We start from the raw sequence: 15,329 nt of genomic DNA on the forward strand, positions 1-15,329 counted from the left end.
TCCTACTCAAACAACTCCTTAAGTTTGGCATCCGCGATGCGAGATTGTTCAATCTCTTCATCTGTAAGCGAGCGGTTTTTAGACATATCGAAACGAGAAAGAGCCAGTATTTGGTCTACAAGATAGGTCGTCGGCGAGTTTTCCAACGCCGCTCGTTTCTCCTCAATTTCCTCTAAAGTCGCTTGACCTTTAACAAATATCAACTTTGCCAACAGTTCGGCAAGCTCCTCGTTACTTTTCCCCTCCAGTTCAGCGCGCGTAAAAACGTGCGAGCAGAGGTATTCAAGGTCGGCTTGATACGGCGGCTCGTCTCCAAATGCCTCTGCAAGAAATGATGCTGCTCGCCAATTTAGTATCTTGCGTCTTCCATTTGTTGTATAAACCGCCTTAATTTCCACGTCATAGAAGTCAGCTTCTTCACCATTATCTAGTTTGATGTGGTAGGATTTCAGCACCTTGTAAACACCAGGCAACATGCCACCCTTGCCGGGACCAATCTCTAAAAATTCGATATCCGCAGGTGCAACCGCTAAGACTTTGCCATATAGGTTATGATATTGTTCCATTTCTGGACGGAGGTCGCCCCGAAGCCTAACATAATCCCCTGGGGCAAGGCCAAGATTGACACCCTCTTCTCGCGCACGAGCTTCCTTTTCCTCGCGTTCACGAAGCTTTCGCACCCCTGTTCGAAGAAAACGTTTAAGCGCACGTTGCCAGTGCTGGCTCCTCGCATCCTCGTCATCAAACCGAGAAGGTGATTCTCTCGTGAGAAATATCGAATCACGCCTGTAAAAATCTAAATACTCGCAGTCAGCTCCGTGGAAAATCTCGCTTTCGGCAATCTGCCGCACCTCACCGGTGAAGCTATTCCTCACTATATATTCCCAGTGAGGGCTTCCCTCACCAACGAGCATGACTTCAAGTACAATGCCGTAGGTTCGATCTGGCCCAAGTGGGCCGTAGACCTCCTTTGGTTGTTCCGGTTCGGGATGTCTATATGCCACTATTCGACGGACGCTGTACTTGTGATCGTCTACCATAAGCTAATCTTCTCATTAGAAGTATTTAGTTTGGTTCCATACGCCAAATAAGTTTACTCTACTACAACGACTTCATAGGTACCTATTTCCGGAATTGTAAATTCGATACCCACGTCTGTGCGATTAAAATTCAGATTCTGTTGGGCCCAGAGCGTATAGACGCGGCTTACATTTTCTGTTTTTAAGGCTATTCGAATATTGCGAATGGGAATAATCCCCGACATCGGTCTTTGCATATCTCCCGTGTTGTTGACGAGATGAATGATCGTCCGAGTTGGACTCGACTGTCGTCGGAGCTCGACCTCAACAGACGCAGGACATCCAACGAATATTGGAAGGTTGCCACCACATGCCCATCTAACAGCATTGCCTATAAGGGCCTGATATTCCCACATTCGATATCTTGCATAGAACTCGCCGACCAAGGCTGGGAAATAAACCACGCGCCCTTTTCCAACCCGGTTAGCGATAATCGCGGGATATGGTGACTCGCCAGTTAGACCCGAATACAACCTCCCAGTAGGGTTCATGAAGATAACAGGTACCTCCGCTGAGTCCACCTTTTTAATCTTGACACTAAACTGTGGGCGCGCGATAAGCTGACCCAGATTGAACTGTTCAGTAATTGGATGTTTAGCTTTGATTTTAACATACTCTTCAGCAACCGAAGGAGTCATCACTTCAAGTATATCCAATGCACCGTAAATTTCGCCCAGCGGATTTTTTTTGCGCCGATTGCCTCTTTCATCATACCTCCCTGTCTCAAATTCGGCGATGAGGCCGCCGCCCTCTTCAACAAACTGCTTCAGCGCCTCAACCTGCATATCCGATAGACAGGCGGCATTCCCAAGAATTATTACCTTGTATTTTGCAAGCCCTTCATGAGTCAGGTCGGAGTCAAGTATAACATCAAATGGGATGTGCTCGCGAACCAGGGAAGTAAAATAACCAAGGTATGTGTTACCGTGGAGCTCGTCGCAGATTTGCTTTCGCTTTTTCCAATCAACAATGCGTTTGCCGCTTCCCAGGTCTGCAATTAAATCTTGCTCCCGGCCGCTTCCCTGTTCGCCGTATAGTTCTTCTAATTCCGATAGATAAAAAGTCGCACCTTGCCTAGAGAAGTACAAAGCTACCTCAGCGGCTGATGTGCTTCCGCAATAATACTCTTCGTTCTTTTCAAGGAAACTTTGAATCTTCTTAATCGGGGTAACTGCTAGATGGCGGCTGTGGTCGAGAGCATAATCGAAAACCGCAAACCAAGGATTTGCCCCGCATGCCACTGTTTGTGCGATTGCAAGCTCTGCTTCAATAGGAGGCAACGGAACATAATGCCACGAACCTAGCGCATGGTGGCTGAAAACAACTGCTGGTTTCTTTCCCGCAACCAAGTGCTTTGCCGCCGTTGACCAGAAATGCAGGATGTGGTTCCTAGGCCCTGGGTGAAAAAACACCTCAGCGCCGTTGAAGTCTTCGTATGGGCCAACCTTCTCAATATCGCGTGCTACTCTCCACGCACCAGCATGCCAACTGCCTGCATTAAGGAAAATCACCCCTTCAGAATTCACCGACTTCACAGCAGCCCGGCAATCTGCAAGAAACTGTGCTAGCGAATCCTCTCGGAACTCTATAAAGTCTTTCCAGATTGGGTTACTCCAATCCTCGGCTGGCGGAATTTCTCTTCCATAGCGCTCCGCAAACAGCAAGCGGCAAGAGTCGCAGTAACAGCAATCAGGATAAACTACAGGTCCGTCGAGAAATACTCCATCAATGCCGGTTTTCATGCACTCTACAATCAGTTCTTGTGCCCAGTGCCGCCAGCCGCTGTTCACGCAAAAGGTCGTTCCATTCCCATAAAGCGGACGCACCCTGCCATAAGGCGTGCCATCAGCCAAGATTTGTTCCCATCCTGGGTGTCGGTCGGCAAACTCATAGGAGAACCAGTGCATGTTAAGGTAAGCAATCACATGAATGCCATATTTATGTGCATAGGGGAGGTACTCACGGATAAGGTCAAAGTCACCAAGTGCTGAATACTTCTCGAATTTTTGGGTATTAAATGTCGTCATATATCCGAGACCTGGTGCAATGCCCGGCGTGCCTATAACCCACTCGCAATTGATATGCCAATCATCGCGTTTACTCCTAGCTAGAGCATCAAGATCAATGTCTTTCATTCGCTCAAGCTTGTCAACATAGTCTAGCCTCATCATCCTAACCGGACGCTGCCACCAATGCATTTGTTCTCCTCCCAATATAATAAGCAGAATGGGAGAAAGTGATAACTATCACAGACTCCCTACTCCCCCATTCCCACTTCATCCCTAGCTATCGAACAATAGTCTCTAAATTGCTTTTGCTAGCCAATGTCAAAGTCATGAGCGTTTTTCGGTTTTTATTCTTATAATTGCCCAGGTTGGTTTGATTTTATCGATTCTAATAACTGAATTGCCGCTTGGAGAAGCCACGTCCATCTTAACTGGAGTAATGGTGCCGTCGGACTGCATTATTTCAGCTGAGACGGGAAAGTAGCCTCTGTCAGCGTACAACCTTATCTCAAAATTAGACTCGCCGTCTGGGGTGAGAATGTGAAGATATCTCGTAAGGCCATCCTCCGATTTGAACACATTTAAACTCGACGCAGGCGACATGCCGACTGGCATAATTAGCTGACTTGTGCCAGAGATGTAGGTTGCAAAATTAACAAATAGCTGGTTCATTTGACCTGTGAAGCCTTTCGCCTCACTTGAGTTAATATAGCCAATTCTCCCGCGCCCAATTCGCTTCTCCAAAACGCAAGCTCGCCTTCCTGAATCCGTCACCTCTTCAGCCATCACCGACCATGTATCATCATATCGCGGTTTGTAGCTTGCTGCATCATGTTTATCGGGACTTATTCGGAAACTACCAAAACTCCCCGTCCCTTCTACAGCCATGAACACTGGATGCCTTTCCTTTTTTATCACAAACCCCGAAGGTTCAGGACCACCCTCGGTAGATATTCCAAAGATTTGGTAGGCATCATCGGCGATGGACGTACCGTCCAGTTTCTTCTCTGATCCTATGCTTCCCATTAGAAGCAATCCATTTCCTGCCTCGACGTATGCGCGAAGGGTTTCTAAGTCTTCCCTAGTTACATGGTCAAGTCCCGGAACGATTAAGGCACGATATCGCTTTAGCTCGTCTAGGTTGAGCTTCCGTGATGGCGATCCAGGTTCGGCAGGATCACCAACGGAAATAAGTTCAACTGGATTCTTCTTCCAGCACTGAAGCAGAGAGTAGACGCCGCCTACCGACCGGAAGCGTTTCCAATAGTCGCCGTTCCAGAAGCTTGCGCCCCTGTCATAAATTATGCAAGTTCGAGCATCTGGCTTCATGTCAGCAATCCATCTTCCATGTTCACCAGATGTCAAACCTTTTAGATAGCTAATAAACTTGGAATCAGCCCACGCAGTCTTACTAACAGTACCTTTCTCTATGGCAGTGCCCAGATACCCAAAGAAGCAGAAGCCTTTTGCACCGCCGCCTATGCCTGATTCAATCTGCGCAATCTCTAGGTCAGTTGGGCCCATAAGCCCAGCAGCTTCGTCGGTAAACCAATATCGGCTGATTGGAATAACAGGTTTGCCGCCGCCGTCCGCAAGCATTGTCTTGACCATGAACTCGTTATACCCATACCTGTTCATGTTCCAGCTAATCTCTTGCTTGGCAAGCTCGCGCTCGTCAAAAGGCGGCTGTCCAGCCTTCTTGCGCTTAAGATTCTCGGTGACAGCATACATCCGCGGAGTATTGACCGGTTCGGGCGTGAGCATGGTAACGTTTTCCGCAGCAGCGCTCGTCGAAAGGCCATCCTTATAAGAATTGTAACCACCGCTAACATTTAGGAGGGCAATCGCTCCAGGTTTAGCTTCATCAACTACTTTGCGGTATTTCTGGTAGAACTCATTTAGCCACTCAACACGCTTAGTGGCATACAATTTTACTACCGCGTCGTTCCAATTCTCTTTGTCGACAGGCTTCATCGGAAGCCTTTTCCCAGTCTCCTTCTGGAACCTATCCTGGCAGTTGGAACAGAAACATGTATCCGAGTTAGGAAACACCACCTGGCATGTATCGAAGTAAAACCCATCTACCGCATAGTTTGCTCCAATCTCGCGAATCATGGGGAAGAAAACCTTGTCCCAATATGGCGAATTCACGCAAAAGTTTTTAAACTTACCGCCCCAAAGAACATCATTCCCCTTGCTATCCTTCATTCGCCAATTTGGATTCTTATCCCACAAAATATCATTGCTGCCATGGAACTTGATTATTACGCTCATATTTCGCTTTTTTGCTTGCACAATAACGTAATTGAGGTAGTCATCATTCGCCCACTGGCCAGTCTTGAATTTTTGAGCAGTTGGCAAGGCGGTCAGGGTGGTCTTCTTATAATTCACCGTGCCCTGGGTATACATTTCGACCTGCACCCAAATGCCGTTAATGCCGTGAGCCTTTAGGTTATCAAGATAGGAATCTATTTTTGCTTTATCAGCAAATGCGGCAAAAGTAGTATCAGCTTCCCAAAGGAACGGCCCCTTACTAGTGTCAGCCGCCTGGGCAACACCTACAAATATAAAGGCCAAAAGCGCAATCACACAAAAATATCTACAAGCCATTTGGTGGAACCTCCAATTAAAATATTGTTTATGCTTGAGGCATGATGCCTGCTCTCTTCATAATTGAGCGTATCTTCTCCATTGCCGCAGGAGATGCCGCTGGCGTTGGACGCATAGTCGCCGGCCCACAAATTCCGAGAAGAGATACAGCCGCTTTCATTCCACCTATCGTTGATTCGGCAGCCCAGAATAGGTCCCATAACTCAGTCATAATTGTCTGAAGCCTTGCTGCTTCTTTTGCTAGTCCGGCAGATGCCGCTTCGTATATATCTACGCACAGTCTAGGCGCAACGTTTCCCAGGCCCAGAACACCACCATGACCTCCCATTAGCACACTAGCCGCCAATTGGGGCTCACTACCTTGGAAGATGGGAAACTTCCGTTCCTTCAGCTTTATGATTACCTGCTGGAAGTGATTGAAATCACAAGTGCTATCCTTAAGAGCGAATACAGTCCCATCTTCAGCAAGACTTGCAATCGTTTCTGCTTTGATGAAGCCCTTGACTGCTTGCGGGACGTTGTACATTGCTAGCGGCATGTCTATATGTTCCCTGACATAACGGAAATGTGCCGCCATATCTTCCTGACGAACAGGTGTCGCATAGTATGGAAGCACAAGTACTGCAGCATCCGCACCAGCCTTCTTTGCATCCTTGCCGTTTCTAATTGCCAAATCAGTTGCTGCATCGCTAATTCCCGCAAAGACAGGTACGCGGCCAGCCACTTCGTCCACCACGAATTCGACGATGCGCCTACGCTGGTCTGGCGTGAATGCATAGAATTCTCCACTAGATCCCATGACGAAGACGCCATGCACTCCGCTCTCAAGCACGAAGCGAATCAACCGCCGCATCCCGGCTTCGTCAAACTCAAGATCGTCAGTCAGAGGCGTTATAAGCGCAGGTATGACCCCCTTAAGGTTGCTCAAATCGTGCAATAGCCTTACCTCCTGTCTTCGATTTTTGAAAAGTTAACCGTAAATAAGAACCACTAGCTAATATTAAATCCTTTTCTCCCTTTTCAATATTTGCCAGCGGCTCAGGCTCCAAGGACGCGAGCAAATGCCTCTTTCACACTGTTCCCTGAGTAGGCAACTGTCAGAGGCCCAACTTTGCGAACGCCCTTCCTTTCCTTTATCCTTTCTACCATATCTGTGCGAAAGTATGTTACGATTACTTCAATGGGTGGTTGAATTTTGAAGGGCTTGATTTCCTTTGCCTTACTAATGGCCGCCCTTGCTTTTTCTCGTATAAGGTCTCGAGCCGCTTCGATGGGCAATAAAATTGCACTAGTGCGGCTGACTCCATATTTCACTACTGCGCACTCGATGCCTGGCGAGAGGTCGGCCGCCTCCGCGCAGGCTTTGTCGTCACCGCTCACCATAACGAAAGGCACATCGTATTCCCCAGCAATTGCCGCACAAAGGCCTATTTCGCCCATCGGTTTGCCATTGATTGTCATCTCGACCCATCCCTCTGATGACATAGTATGCTCAAGAACGGCGCCGGGAGTTCCGGACATTGCATGAGCACCAATGTGAAAAAGCGCATCGTAGGAACTATCTAATGCTTGAAGATACTCAGTCCAGGGCGTGCCTTGAATATACCTCGCACCACGGGTCAGCTTCTCATAAACGAAATTACGTCCTCCACGCGCCCCATGACCATCAATCACCAAGATATCGGTTGCACCCCCCTCAATGGCGCCCTCGACTGCGGCATTCACTTCCTGGGTAAGCCACTCACAAGCCTTGGGGTAATCAGGCTGATTTGAAAAAGTCTGCTCCTTGCTAATCACTCCGGCAACGCCTTCAAGGTCGGTGACAATATAGACCTTCATTCATTCCTCCTTGCCTTCATAGCTCAGCGGTTCGCTATGCTAAATTCTAATCGGATATCTTCCCACTTCCTTTGCGTACTTCACCGCCTGCACCAAGGTATTAGGATTAACTCCTACGTAAGTCTCGCCGCCAACCGCCAGGATAAATCCACCTCCGGGCGCACCAATGCGTATCGCGCGGTCAATAGCTGGCTTTGCAGTCTCCAAATCATAATACAAATCCCGACAATTTAGCCCACCCGAGAAAACTGTCTTTCCATGTAATGCCGGTTTGGCTTTTGCTATATCGCTGAAGCCACCGATATCCATGCTAGTAAGCTTCATGTCATTCGCATACATCTCGAAATGGTGGTCATTTGGGCCGTCAGCATGAAGATGCCGACCCTTCTTGCCATATCGTTCATAGATTGCCATATTGTATGGAAAGACAAATTCTCGGTACATTGCATTTGAGATGAATGCAGAATGATCATCGGCTAGACCAATGCTCTCCGTTCTCCGACCAGCAAGTTTGTCGCGATAGTCCTGAAGTCGGCAGAATGCTTCTAGGAGCTTTGCAAAGAAACGGTGAATTAAGTCGGGGGCTTCATACATTAGTGAGAATATAAGCTCTGGCTCGGCTAGGGCACATGCACAGCTCAATGGTGGATGGATTCCGATAGCTCCCCCTGCTGGCAATCTGATTCCACGTTTTTCGACCAACTCCTTAAATTTTTCAATTCGGCGATAGGCTTCCTGAATCCCTGGACTCTCGGCCGGATCTGGTACCTCAAATGCCTCAATTTGCTCTGGCTTCTCAATCGTCTTCACAACCCACGGGGATGTGTCGTCCGGATACTCGATTGGAAAGCCAAAATAAAGCCCTTCGCCAATTGGTCCAAAATCCAGATGGAGCCCATAGCTGACTCTATCGTCTTGCAGCTCATCAAATGCCCATTCCAAACCCCTGAGCTGTACTTCCAAGCAGACTTCTAGGTCGGTGTAGTAGTCGCGGATATTATAGCCAAAAAGCTTCGCATAGAAGCTGCCGCCTGTGCCTATTTGAATTGGCACGCGGTCTGGCTCTTCAAATCTTCTTATTATTTCCAGCCGCTTTTTAGATTCCTCGATGCGGTCTATATAGCTATCAGGATTAAACATTGAGACTGCTCACAGCTTCTCGCCAAAGCCGATAACTCGCGCATTGCTGGCTTCGCGCAACACCGCTGCAAGAGACATCATTGCATCTTTCGGAAACAGATACAGATAGTATATTGGACGATCTTCAGAAACCAGCACTGCTCGATTTCTCTTTCCTCTGAGAAGGCGTATTTCTGCCCACTTGATGCTCTCCTTCGAGCCAAGGATTGTTACCAACTGCAGGCCAAAATCGGTGACAGCAAAACTTATAGCTATGCGAGTGTAAAGCCAAATGACTATAGCTAAAATTGCTATAACAAAGATTCCAAATGCCAAATTGAAGGGGCTGTGCGAACGGACAAGAAGGTCGACAAGTAGGTACAAATCCGCAAGGGCAGCAATTAGCAATGTCAGCCTAAGACTTAAAACAATTCTAGGTTCAAGCTCACATGAGGTAATATTGGAACCCCCGGATATGTCGCCCCCAGCTCTCTCCACGATATGCCTCCTGCTAATCGCGCACTCCTGAATCAGCAGAACCATTATAGAATTGTGTTAAAAGGAGGTCAAGCAGTACTATGTGCAGGGAAATATATGATAGGTGCCGAATTAGATTATACTAGAGAACTTGAGGATGGCAAGGAGCTGCATGCGCATTGTTGTGGGTACTATTTGCAGAAATCGGCTTGCTTATATTGTTGGGAATACCAGCTGTTCTTGTATATAAGCGCTGGGTACGATGGGTTGACCGCTTATCACCTTATCAGCGACCATTTGAGCATTCGCGCCGATTCGGCGTAAGAAGTTGGGCAGCAAGAGCATTCGTTGTCACCTCATCACCTATCGCAGTCAAAGAACGCATTAATGCTTTGGGCGAAATTACACTGGAAAATTTATTAAAGCGTGAAGAGGACAAATCTAGTCTTCTCTCTATGGCGACAATGTTTGGAAAAAGCAGCTTTCCAACAGGGATTCAAGTCGAATGGCTAGACCAAGAAACCGCCGACCTTCGAGCTAGAATGTATGCCGATTGGCCAGAAAACCTGGAGGATTCAGTAAGACTTCCTTTAAGGCAGAGGCAGATGCTTGCAGAACATGCAGTAATCTATATAAAGCCGGAAGACGATAGATGCACTAAAATTGAGTATGAAATTGAGAAGCCGATGTGGGTCTATATTTTGTCGGGAGCTTTGATACTGCTCGCGCTGTGGACCGCATGGGGTGCGTCGAATTTGGTACGGATTCTAACACCCTCCCATCTTCAAAGTGCTCTTCTACCTTGGCTCTATGTGAATACAGCAGTCTTCGGGGCTGCGCTTGCATGCGTGATTGGAACAATTTTACCAATACTCAAACTACAAAGTATAAGCCTGTTTGATAACGTCATAGCAGGGTTTGGAGAAATCATAAGCCCACGCAATCATCATTTCCAAAAATAAAGTGGGAGCGGATAAAACCGCTCCCGTGCGAACATTTCACCAAACCAGATTTTTAGCTACCTTATTGCGCCGGTGCTGTAGGCAACGGTGGAGGTGTCTGCATCTCCCTCTCATCTTTGCTAAACGGCCAACCGCTCACATCCATCATCTTTTTCATATCTAAAGCGCGGTCAATTATGATGGTTTGCCATGGCAGCCCTTGAATTCTCCTGATGCGAAGCAGATCATCAACACTCTCTCCCGTCTCAGCAGCAATATTCGCCGCTATAGCTACACTTTGCCAATCGTAGCCACGAACGCGGAGTTCATTCCACTTCTGCTGAGTTATGAGTGGTGCGTTATTTGCGCCTCTCTTATAGTAAAGCAGCGGTGCAACCGCACCAGAGGGCGCAGTAACAGAAGGCAGCTCCATTATGGCTCCTGCAACCTCTACCCTTGGTACGGGAGTGAGAAGCTCAGCAACTGTCATATTGCATGACTGTGCGATGTCGCTCCAAGTTTTCCCAGACTCAAGCATTGAAGCCACATCAGCCACCTGTTTATTGCACCTAAAAGCCGCATTTGCCATAACGGCTATATCTGAATAGCTCCAACCACGCATCCGTAAGTCATTCGCTGTGTCACTACTCAACCCAAATCTCTGAGTGATGATGTGGCTTAGGAACGCCTCATCCTCGGGAAGCACTGCAACCCGCGAGAAATCAGCCGCTGAAACACGACTGCCAGGAAGGTTGCCTTGAGCGACTATAGTGGTCGGCATTGGATTGGAATCATCCGCTGGTTCAAGAGAAACCGCCAGCATATCAAATGGCATGGCGTCTGAAAAACGGACTAGCCTTGTTCTTACATTGAACCTCATTCCCGCGAAAGCCCCAAGGCTGAGTTTGTAGTTGGCATCATTATCAACAAACCATGCTTCATAAACCATGTTAGCGGGTGGGGCCTTATCCGTTCGGGCATTTACCTCAACATTGTAATATGGGCTAGTCCCCGAAACCTTGGCCGAAATTATCGTGGCCAAACCAGACACTCCCTGATCCCCTACGGGTTTCAGGTCCACATTGTACACATCGGCCGCCTGAGCCTGCAATCCCAGCACAAACACAGCGGCCAAGCTCAGCATTAGTACTAACCTTGCGCTTCTCATGCTTTTCTTTCCCCTTTCCTCATGCTATTGGTTGTCTATTTGCTACCACATAAAGCCCTGCGGCCGAGCCTAACCGGCTCGGCCGCTCATAATTAGCACTTAGTTATTATCCCTCAACAGGAACTTTCTTCTCTTTCTCCTTCGCCTCCTCGGCCTTTGGAGCTACGACTTCTAGTACACCGTTCTTGAACGTAGCCTTAACTTCTTCGGGCTTAATGGCTACAGGCATGGGAATGCTGCGATAGAACCTACCAGCTCGTCTCTCCCGGCGATAGTAGCCTTCTTCTTTAACCTCTTCCTCGCGCTTGAACTCGCCCTTCAAGCTGATGCTGTCTTCCGTAGCCGTAACTTCGACGTCCTCCCGCTTTAGGCCAGGAAGCTCAGCCTTGATGACTATGTTGTTATCCCTTTCAAACATGTCAATCGCCGGGGAGATTACCTCCTCTCGTGGCATCACGAGTAAAGGAGTTCTCCAAAATTCCTCAAACAGACGGTCCATCTCCTCTCGCATGCGTCTTAGCTCAGAGAATGGTTCCCATCTCATTAAACTCATATCTCTCACCTCCTAAGAATGTTATTTTCGAGTGTCCTAGCGAATCAGGATTTTGCGTTTTGTGGACAAGTGTCCATCGCAATTTTTTAATACCCAGGAGAAAAACGAGCTTAAACTATTTGGATGACGAAAATTTGGGGGCTTTTCAAAGCATGTTGGGGCACAAGGGCTAACTAAGCACCTACACTACAATCTAGGATATTACAACCACTTGATACGCTTAAAGTAATAGAGAAGAACGACACCAATCAATGCCATTAGACCTAAAGCGTAAGGATAACCATATCGCCAAGTGAGTTCCGGCATGTAACGGAAATTCATACCGTAAATAGCCGCTACCAATCCCACTGAGATCAAGACTGTCGCTGCGACCGTGAGCGATTTCATCACAGCATTGAGCTGATTGGAAATTACCGTGAGATAGGCATCCAGCGCACCTGCTAAGATGTCGCGATAGGTATCTATGGTGTCTACAATTCGCAAGGTGTGGTCGTAAATGTCGCGCAGATATGTCACTGCCTGCTCCGAAAGAAGCGGTTGGTCCCTTCGGGTTAGGATATTGAACATATCCCTCAGTGGAGTTGCAATCCTTCGCAAGACCAGCAAGGTTCGCTTCAGCCGAAATATTCTTTCAGGGGACTCTGCTGCTTCCTGCTTAAATATACTGGTCTCAATTTGGTCAAGCCTTTCGTCTATTTGGTCAAGGATGGGGAAATAAGAGTCTACCAGTGCGTCAAGAATATCGTACAACAGCAGTCCAACACCGCCCACAAATGCCTGGGGGTGCCGGCTCCACCTATCCGCAACCTCATGGAGAACTGCGAGCTCCTGCTTATGTAGAGTTACAATATAGTTTTTGCCCACAAAAATATCAAGCTCTATCGGCCGGACATCTTCCTTCTTTGGGTTGTATGTTACAAAGTGCGATACCAAGAAAAGATAGCCTGGATATTCATCAACCTTAGGCCTATGATGTGGAGTAAAATAATCGTCTATTGCGAGCGGATGGAAACCAAACTCTGAGGCGAGCTTTTCCATCTCCTCTTTCGAAGGATTCATAGCGTCCAACCAAACAATAGTCTCTGGATCGGCAATAAAATCACTAATCTGGGCTATGTTTTTTATAATTTGGACGCCTTTATTCGGGTGATAAGCTGTAATGCGGAACACGTCGTAATATCCTAACCGTCTTGGTCCACCCTGGGATGGTGGGCAACCTTTACGGCACTCGGTCTAATCACACGGCCATTCATGGTGTACCCTGTCCGAACCTCTTCAACGATAGTTTCGTCGGGGTATTCCGTCGTATCCACACGTGCAACAGCTTCATGCTTCATTGGGTCGAATTTTTCACCAACAGCTTTTATCGGTTCAACGCCTTCCTTCGCGAGGAGATCACGGAGTTGACGCAGGATGAGTATTACACCTCCATGCAGAGAGTCAAAATTCTTTGTCTCTTCTGCAGCTTTGATAGCCCTTTCAAAGTTGTCAAGAATTGGAAGCAACCGAATAATGAAGTCTTCGGTAGCAAATTTCCTTACTTGCTCCAACTCCTCCCTAGCACGGCGTCGGTAGTTGGTAAAATCAGCAAGCGTTCGAAGGAAATTGTCATGCTCCTCCTCCGCTCGCCTCTCTGCTTCCTCACACCGTTCCTTTAAGATGCGAATGTCTTCGGGAAGTACTTCTTCTGCGGTGGATTCCACGACAATATCCGCTTCTTCAGGCGATTCTGAAAACACCTCAGGCGGAACTACGCCAGTCTCCTCAAGCTCTTTATCCCGGTGTTGTGCCTCAGACTCGGAAGAGTTTTGCGCTGAATTATTATTTATTGGAATTTTCCGTTTATTTGCCATTTTTCTACCTCAATGAACAAATTTCACAGCTTGTTCTTTTCGAATATGATAATTCTTGTTAACCCTGGCATGCTTTTTCACACCAAAAGCTAATTACGTTCACTTACCCGCTGGCGGCTGAGCAGTCGCCTCGGTGTCATCATTACGCTTTTTAATTATGGTATTAATCCTGAGAACGGCGTCTGCAATCTCAGCAGCAGCCTTTAGAGCGTGAACTTTAACCTTTAAGGGATCAACTACCCCCAGCTCCCACATATCGGCAACTTCGCCAGTATCGCATTCAATGGCAAGTGAGACCTTGCCTTGTTCTGCTTGGGCGGCTATCACGTCCTCGACTTTCTCAAGGGGGTTGAACCCAGCATTTGCAACGATTTGGCTCAGAGGTTTCTTAAGGGCCTCCGCCACACAATCAACGCCATAGGCTGCCATACCCTTAACCCCATCTCTCAGGAAAGAAACCTCTCTCGATGCAGCAATCTCGATAGAGCCACCGCCTGGAACAACCCCGCCTATAATAGCGGCCTGGACTGCTGAGGCGGCGTCGCGCGCAATCCGCTCGCGCTCGTCTCTGACCTCCCTTGTTGCTGCACCGACAAGTAGTGTGGCGGCAGGCTTCCCAATTCCGCCCATAATACGTGTATGTTCCAACCTCTCATCTTCATATACCCGTGCGCATCGCCCAACAAACAAAGATAACTCCTCAAGCGATTTCTTTAGACCCGCTCGCTTTATTGTCTTTGCACCCGTATGTTCCACAATCCTTGCTATGTCCCTCGTAGATACACGACGGAGAACTATAATACCAGCATCGGTAAGTAACTCCTCTGCCAAATCTGCAACACCTTTATTTGTAACAACGAGACCAATTCCCAAATCAACGATTTTCCGCAAATTTTCACAAAACTCGTTTTGAAGTTGAACATATCGCGCAAAACCCGATTCTGTGCCAAGTGCATCATCTTCCATTCGTTCGGGCTCAAGCGCGTCATCAATTGCCAACACCTTGACATCTTTAAGCGATCGCGGCATCTGGCGGTTCATGCGCTCTTTCTCTATAATGAGACCTGTAAATACTTCGTTCTGCGCGCCTTCTTTTGCGACAATAGTATCAGCAAGTTTGAATGCTGGTTCCGCCAGTTTTTCTTTACCCACAAGCTTTGCCGCCTGGACGACCAAGTCTGCAATCTCGGCATCCTCTCTTCCGGCGATATAAGCCGCCTGCCAAAGAAGTGGGTCGTCGAAGTCCTTGACTTGCTTGCTTGCGGCTTCCAATACCTCAAGGGCTCTTTTCATACCAATGGAAAGCCCTTGTATCACCTTTGTCACCGGCACGCCTCTAGATACCCTGCTGACTCCTTCCATTACAAGGGCAGAAGCTAGGATGGCAGCGGTAGTTGTGCCGTCGCCTACTTCTTCATCTTGAGCCTTGGCGGTACGGATAACTAACCTTGCGGCAGGGTGACTTATATCAATCTTGTCGAGAATCGTACTGCCATCATTGGTAATTGTCACGTCGCCGAACTTGTCAACGAGCATGCAATTCAGACCTTTAGGTCCAAGCGTTCCTTCAACAGACGAAGCAACCGCGCGCACTGCGGTTGCATTCGCAAGCAATGCCGCAAGGCGCTCATCCACGTCCGCCGACTTACTTACCTGCTTAATGTTTGAACTCATTTTTGAACTT

At 47.9% G+C, this 15,329-nt stretch carries 13 protein-coding genes; 1 reads left to right on the plus strand and 12 read right to left on the minus strand.

The genetic code is table 11. The features are described 5' to 3' along the window. Positions 1 to 2: 2 nt before the first annotated feature. The 7 genes from K6T99_07225 to K6T99_07255 all read right to left on the minus strand — a co-directional run bounded on the left by K6T99_07225 (position 3) and on the right by K6T99_07255 (position 9,151). Entirely contained in the window at positions 3 to 1,040 is a 1,038-nt protein-coding gene (locus K6T99_07225) for a hypothetical protein (protein MCL6519611.1), read from the minus strand. A gap of 53 nt (positions 1,041 to 1,093) precedes the next feature. Continuing rightward, on the minus strand, positions 1,094 to 3,277 hold the full coding sequence (locus K6T99_07230) for a ThuA domain-containing protein (protein MCL6519612.1): 2,184 nt from the start codon (positions 3,275 to 3,277) through the stop codon (positions 1,094 to 1,096). A 135-nt stretch (positions 3,278 to 3,412) separates the two neighbouring features. After that, positions 3,413 to 5,695, minus strand: a complete 2,283-nt coding sequence (locus tag K6T99_07235; GenBank protein MCL6519613.1) for a hypothetical protein — start codon at positions 5,693 to 5,695, stop codon at positions 3,413 to 3,415. 28 nt (positions 5,696 to 5,723) lie between these two features. Next, positions 5,724 to 6,632: a dihydrodipicolinate synthase family protein gene (locus K6T99_07240; GenBank protein ID MCL6519614.1), complete on the minus strand. Its 909-nt coding sequence runs from the start codon at positions 6,630 to 6,632 to the stop codon at positions 5,724 to 5,726. Between the two features lie 101 nt (positions 6,633 to 6,733). Then, positions 6,734 to 7,534 carry a M55 family metallopeptidase gene (locus K6T99_07245; GenBank protein ID MCL6519615.1) on the minus strand — a complete coding sequence of 267 codons (801 nt, stop codon included), beginning with the start codon at positions 7,532 to 7,534 and terminating at the stop codon, positions 6,734 to 6,736. A gap of 39 nt (positions 7,535 to 7,573) precedes the next feature. Beyond that, positions 7,574 to 8,674, minus strand: a complete 1,101-nt coding sequence (locus tag K6T99_07250) for a uroporphyrinogen decarboxylase family protein (protein ID MCL6519616.1) — start codon at positions 8,672 to 8,674, stop codon at positions 7,574 to 7,576. A 9-nt stretch (positions 8,675 to 8,683) separates the two neighbouring features. After that, the gene (locus K6T99_07255; protein MCL6519617.1) at positions 8,684 to 9,151 is read right to left on the minus strand and encodes a hypothetical protein; all 468 of its coding nucleotides are present in this window, start codon (positions 9,149 to 9,151) and stop codon (positions 8,684 to 8,686) included. A gap of 158 nt (positions 9,152 to 9,309) precedes the next feature. Between K6T99_07255 and K6T99_07260 the strand changes: the two genes are divergently transcribed. Continuing rightward, the gene (locus K6T99_07260) at positions 9,310 to 10,092 is read left to right on the plus strand and encodes a hypothetical protein (protein ID MCL6519618.1); all 783 of its coding nucleotides are present in this window, start codon (positions 9,310 to 9,312) and stop codon (positions 10,090 to 10,092) included. Between the two features lie 61 nt (positions 10,093 to 10,153). On the opposite strand, the gene K6T99_07265 is transcribed toward K6T99_07260, so the two are convergent. The 5 genes from K6T99_07265 to K6T99_07285 all read right to left on the minus strand — a co-directional run bounded on the left by K6T99_07265 (position 10,154) and on the right by K6T99_07285 (position 15,319). Then, positions 10,154 to 11,239, minus strand: a complete 1,086-nt coding sequence (locus K6T99_07265) for an anti-sigma factor (GenBank protein ID MCL6519619.1) — start codon at positions 11,237 to 11,239, stop codon at positions 10,154 to 10,156. Positions 11,240 to 11,345: 106 nt separating this feature from the next. Then, positions 11,346 to 11,792 (minus strand): Hsp20/alpha crystallin family protein, encoded by a 447-nt coding sequence (locus K6T99_07270; GenBank protein MCL6519620.1) that lies wholly within the window; start codon positions 11,790 to 11,792, stop codon positions 11,346 to 11,348. 201 nt (positions 11,793 to 11,993) lie between these two features. Continuing rightward, positions 11,994 to 12,962 carry a magnesium/cobalt transporter CorA gene (corA, locus tag K6T99_07275; GenBank protein MCL6519621.1) on the minus strand — a complete coding sequence of 323 codons (969 nt, stop codon included), beginning with the start codon at positions 12,960 to 12,962 and terminating at the stop codon, positions 11,994 to 11,996. Between the two features lie 11 nt (positions 12,963 to 12,973). Further along, a complete protein-coding gene (grpE, locus tag K6T99_07280; GenBank protein ID MCL6519622.1) occupies positions 12,974 to 13,645 on the minus strand; it encodes a nucleotide exchange factor GrpE in 672 nt (223 codons plus the stop codon). Between the two features lie 99 nt (positions 13,646 to 13,744). Next, positions 13,745 to 15,319, minus strand: a complete 1,575-nt coding sequence (locus K6T99_07285) for a TCP-1/cpn60 chaperonin family protein (GenBank protein MCL6519623.1) — start codon at positions 15,317 to 15,319, stop codon at positions 13,745 to 13,747. Positions 15,320 to 15,329: the final 10 nt, after the last annotated feature.

The sequence above is a fragment of the Armatimonadota bacterium genome, assembly GCA_023511795.1.
GTDB lineage: Bacteria > Armatimonadota > UBA5829 > DTJY01 > DTJY01 > JAIMAU01.

Bases quoted from the DNA above. Each gene is read 5' to 3' on its own strand.
- K6T99_07225 (MCL6519611.1), bottom strand. From the start codon at position 1,040: ATGGTAGACGATCACAAGTACAGCGTCCGTCGAATAGTGGCATATAGA.
- K6T99_07230 (MCL6519612.1), bottom strand. From the start codon at position 3,277: ATGCATTGGTGGCAGCGTCCGGTTAGGATGATGAGGCTAGACTATGTT.
- K6T99_07235 (MCL6519613.1), bottom strand. From the start codon at position 5,695: ATGGCTTGTAGATATTTTTGTGTGATTGCGCTTTTGGCCTTTATATTT.
- K6T99_07245 (MCL6519615.1), bottom strand. From the start codon at position 7,534: ATGAAGGTCTATATTGTCACCGACCTTGAAGGCGTTGCCGGAGTGATT.
- K6T99_07250 (MCL6519616.1), bottom strand. From the start codon at position 8,674: ATGTTTAATCCTGATAGCTATATAGACCGCATCGAGGAATCTAAAAAG.
- K6T99_07265 (MCL6519619.1), bottom strand. From the start codon at position 11,239: ATGAGAAGCGCAAGGTTAGTACTAATGCTGAGCTTGGCCGCTGTGTTT.
- K6T99_07270 (MCL6519620.1), bottom strand. From the start codon at position 11,792: ATGAGTTTAATGAGATGGGAACCATTCTCTGAGCTAAGACGCATGCGA.
- grpE (MCL6519622.1), bottom strand. From the start codon at position 13,645: ATGGCAAATAAACGGAAAATTCCAATAAATAATAATTCAGCGCAAAAC.
- K6T99_07285 (MCL6519623.1), bottom strand. From the start codon at position 15,319: ATGAGTTCAAACATTAAGCAGGTAAGTAAGTCGGCGGACGTGGATGAG.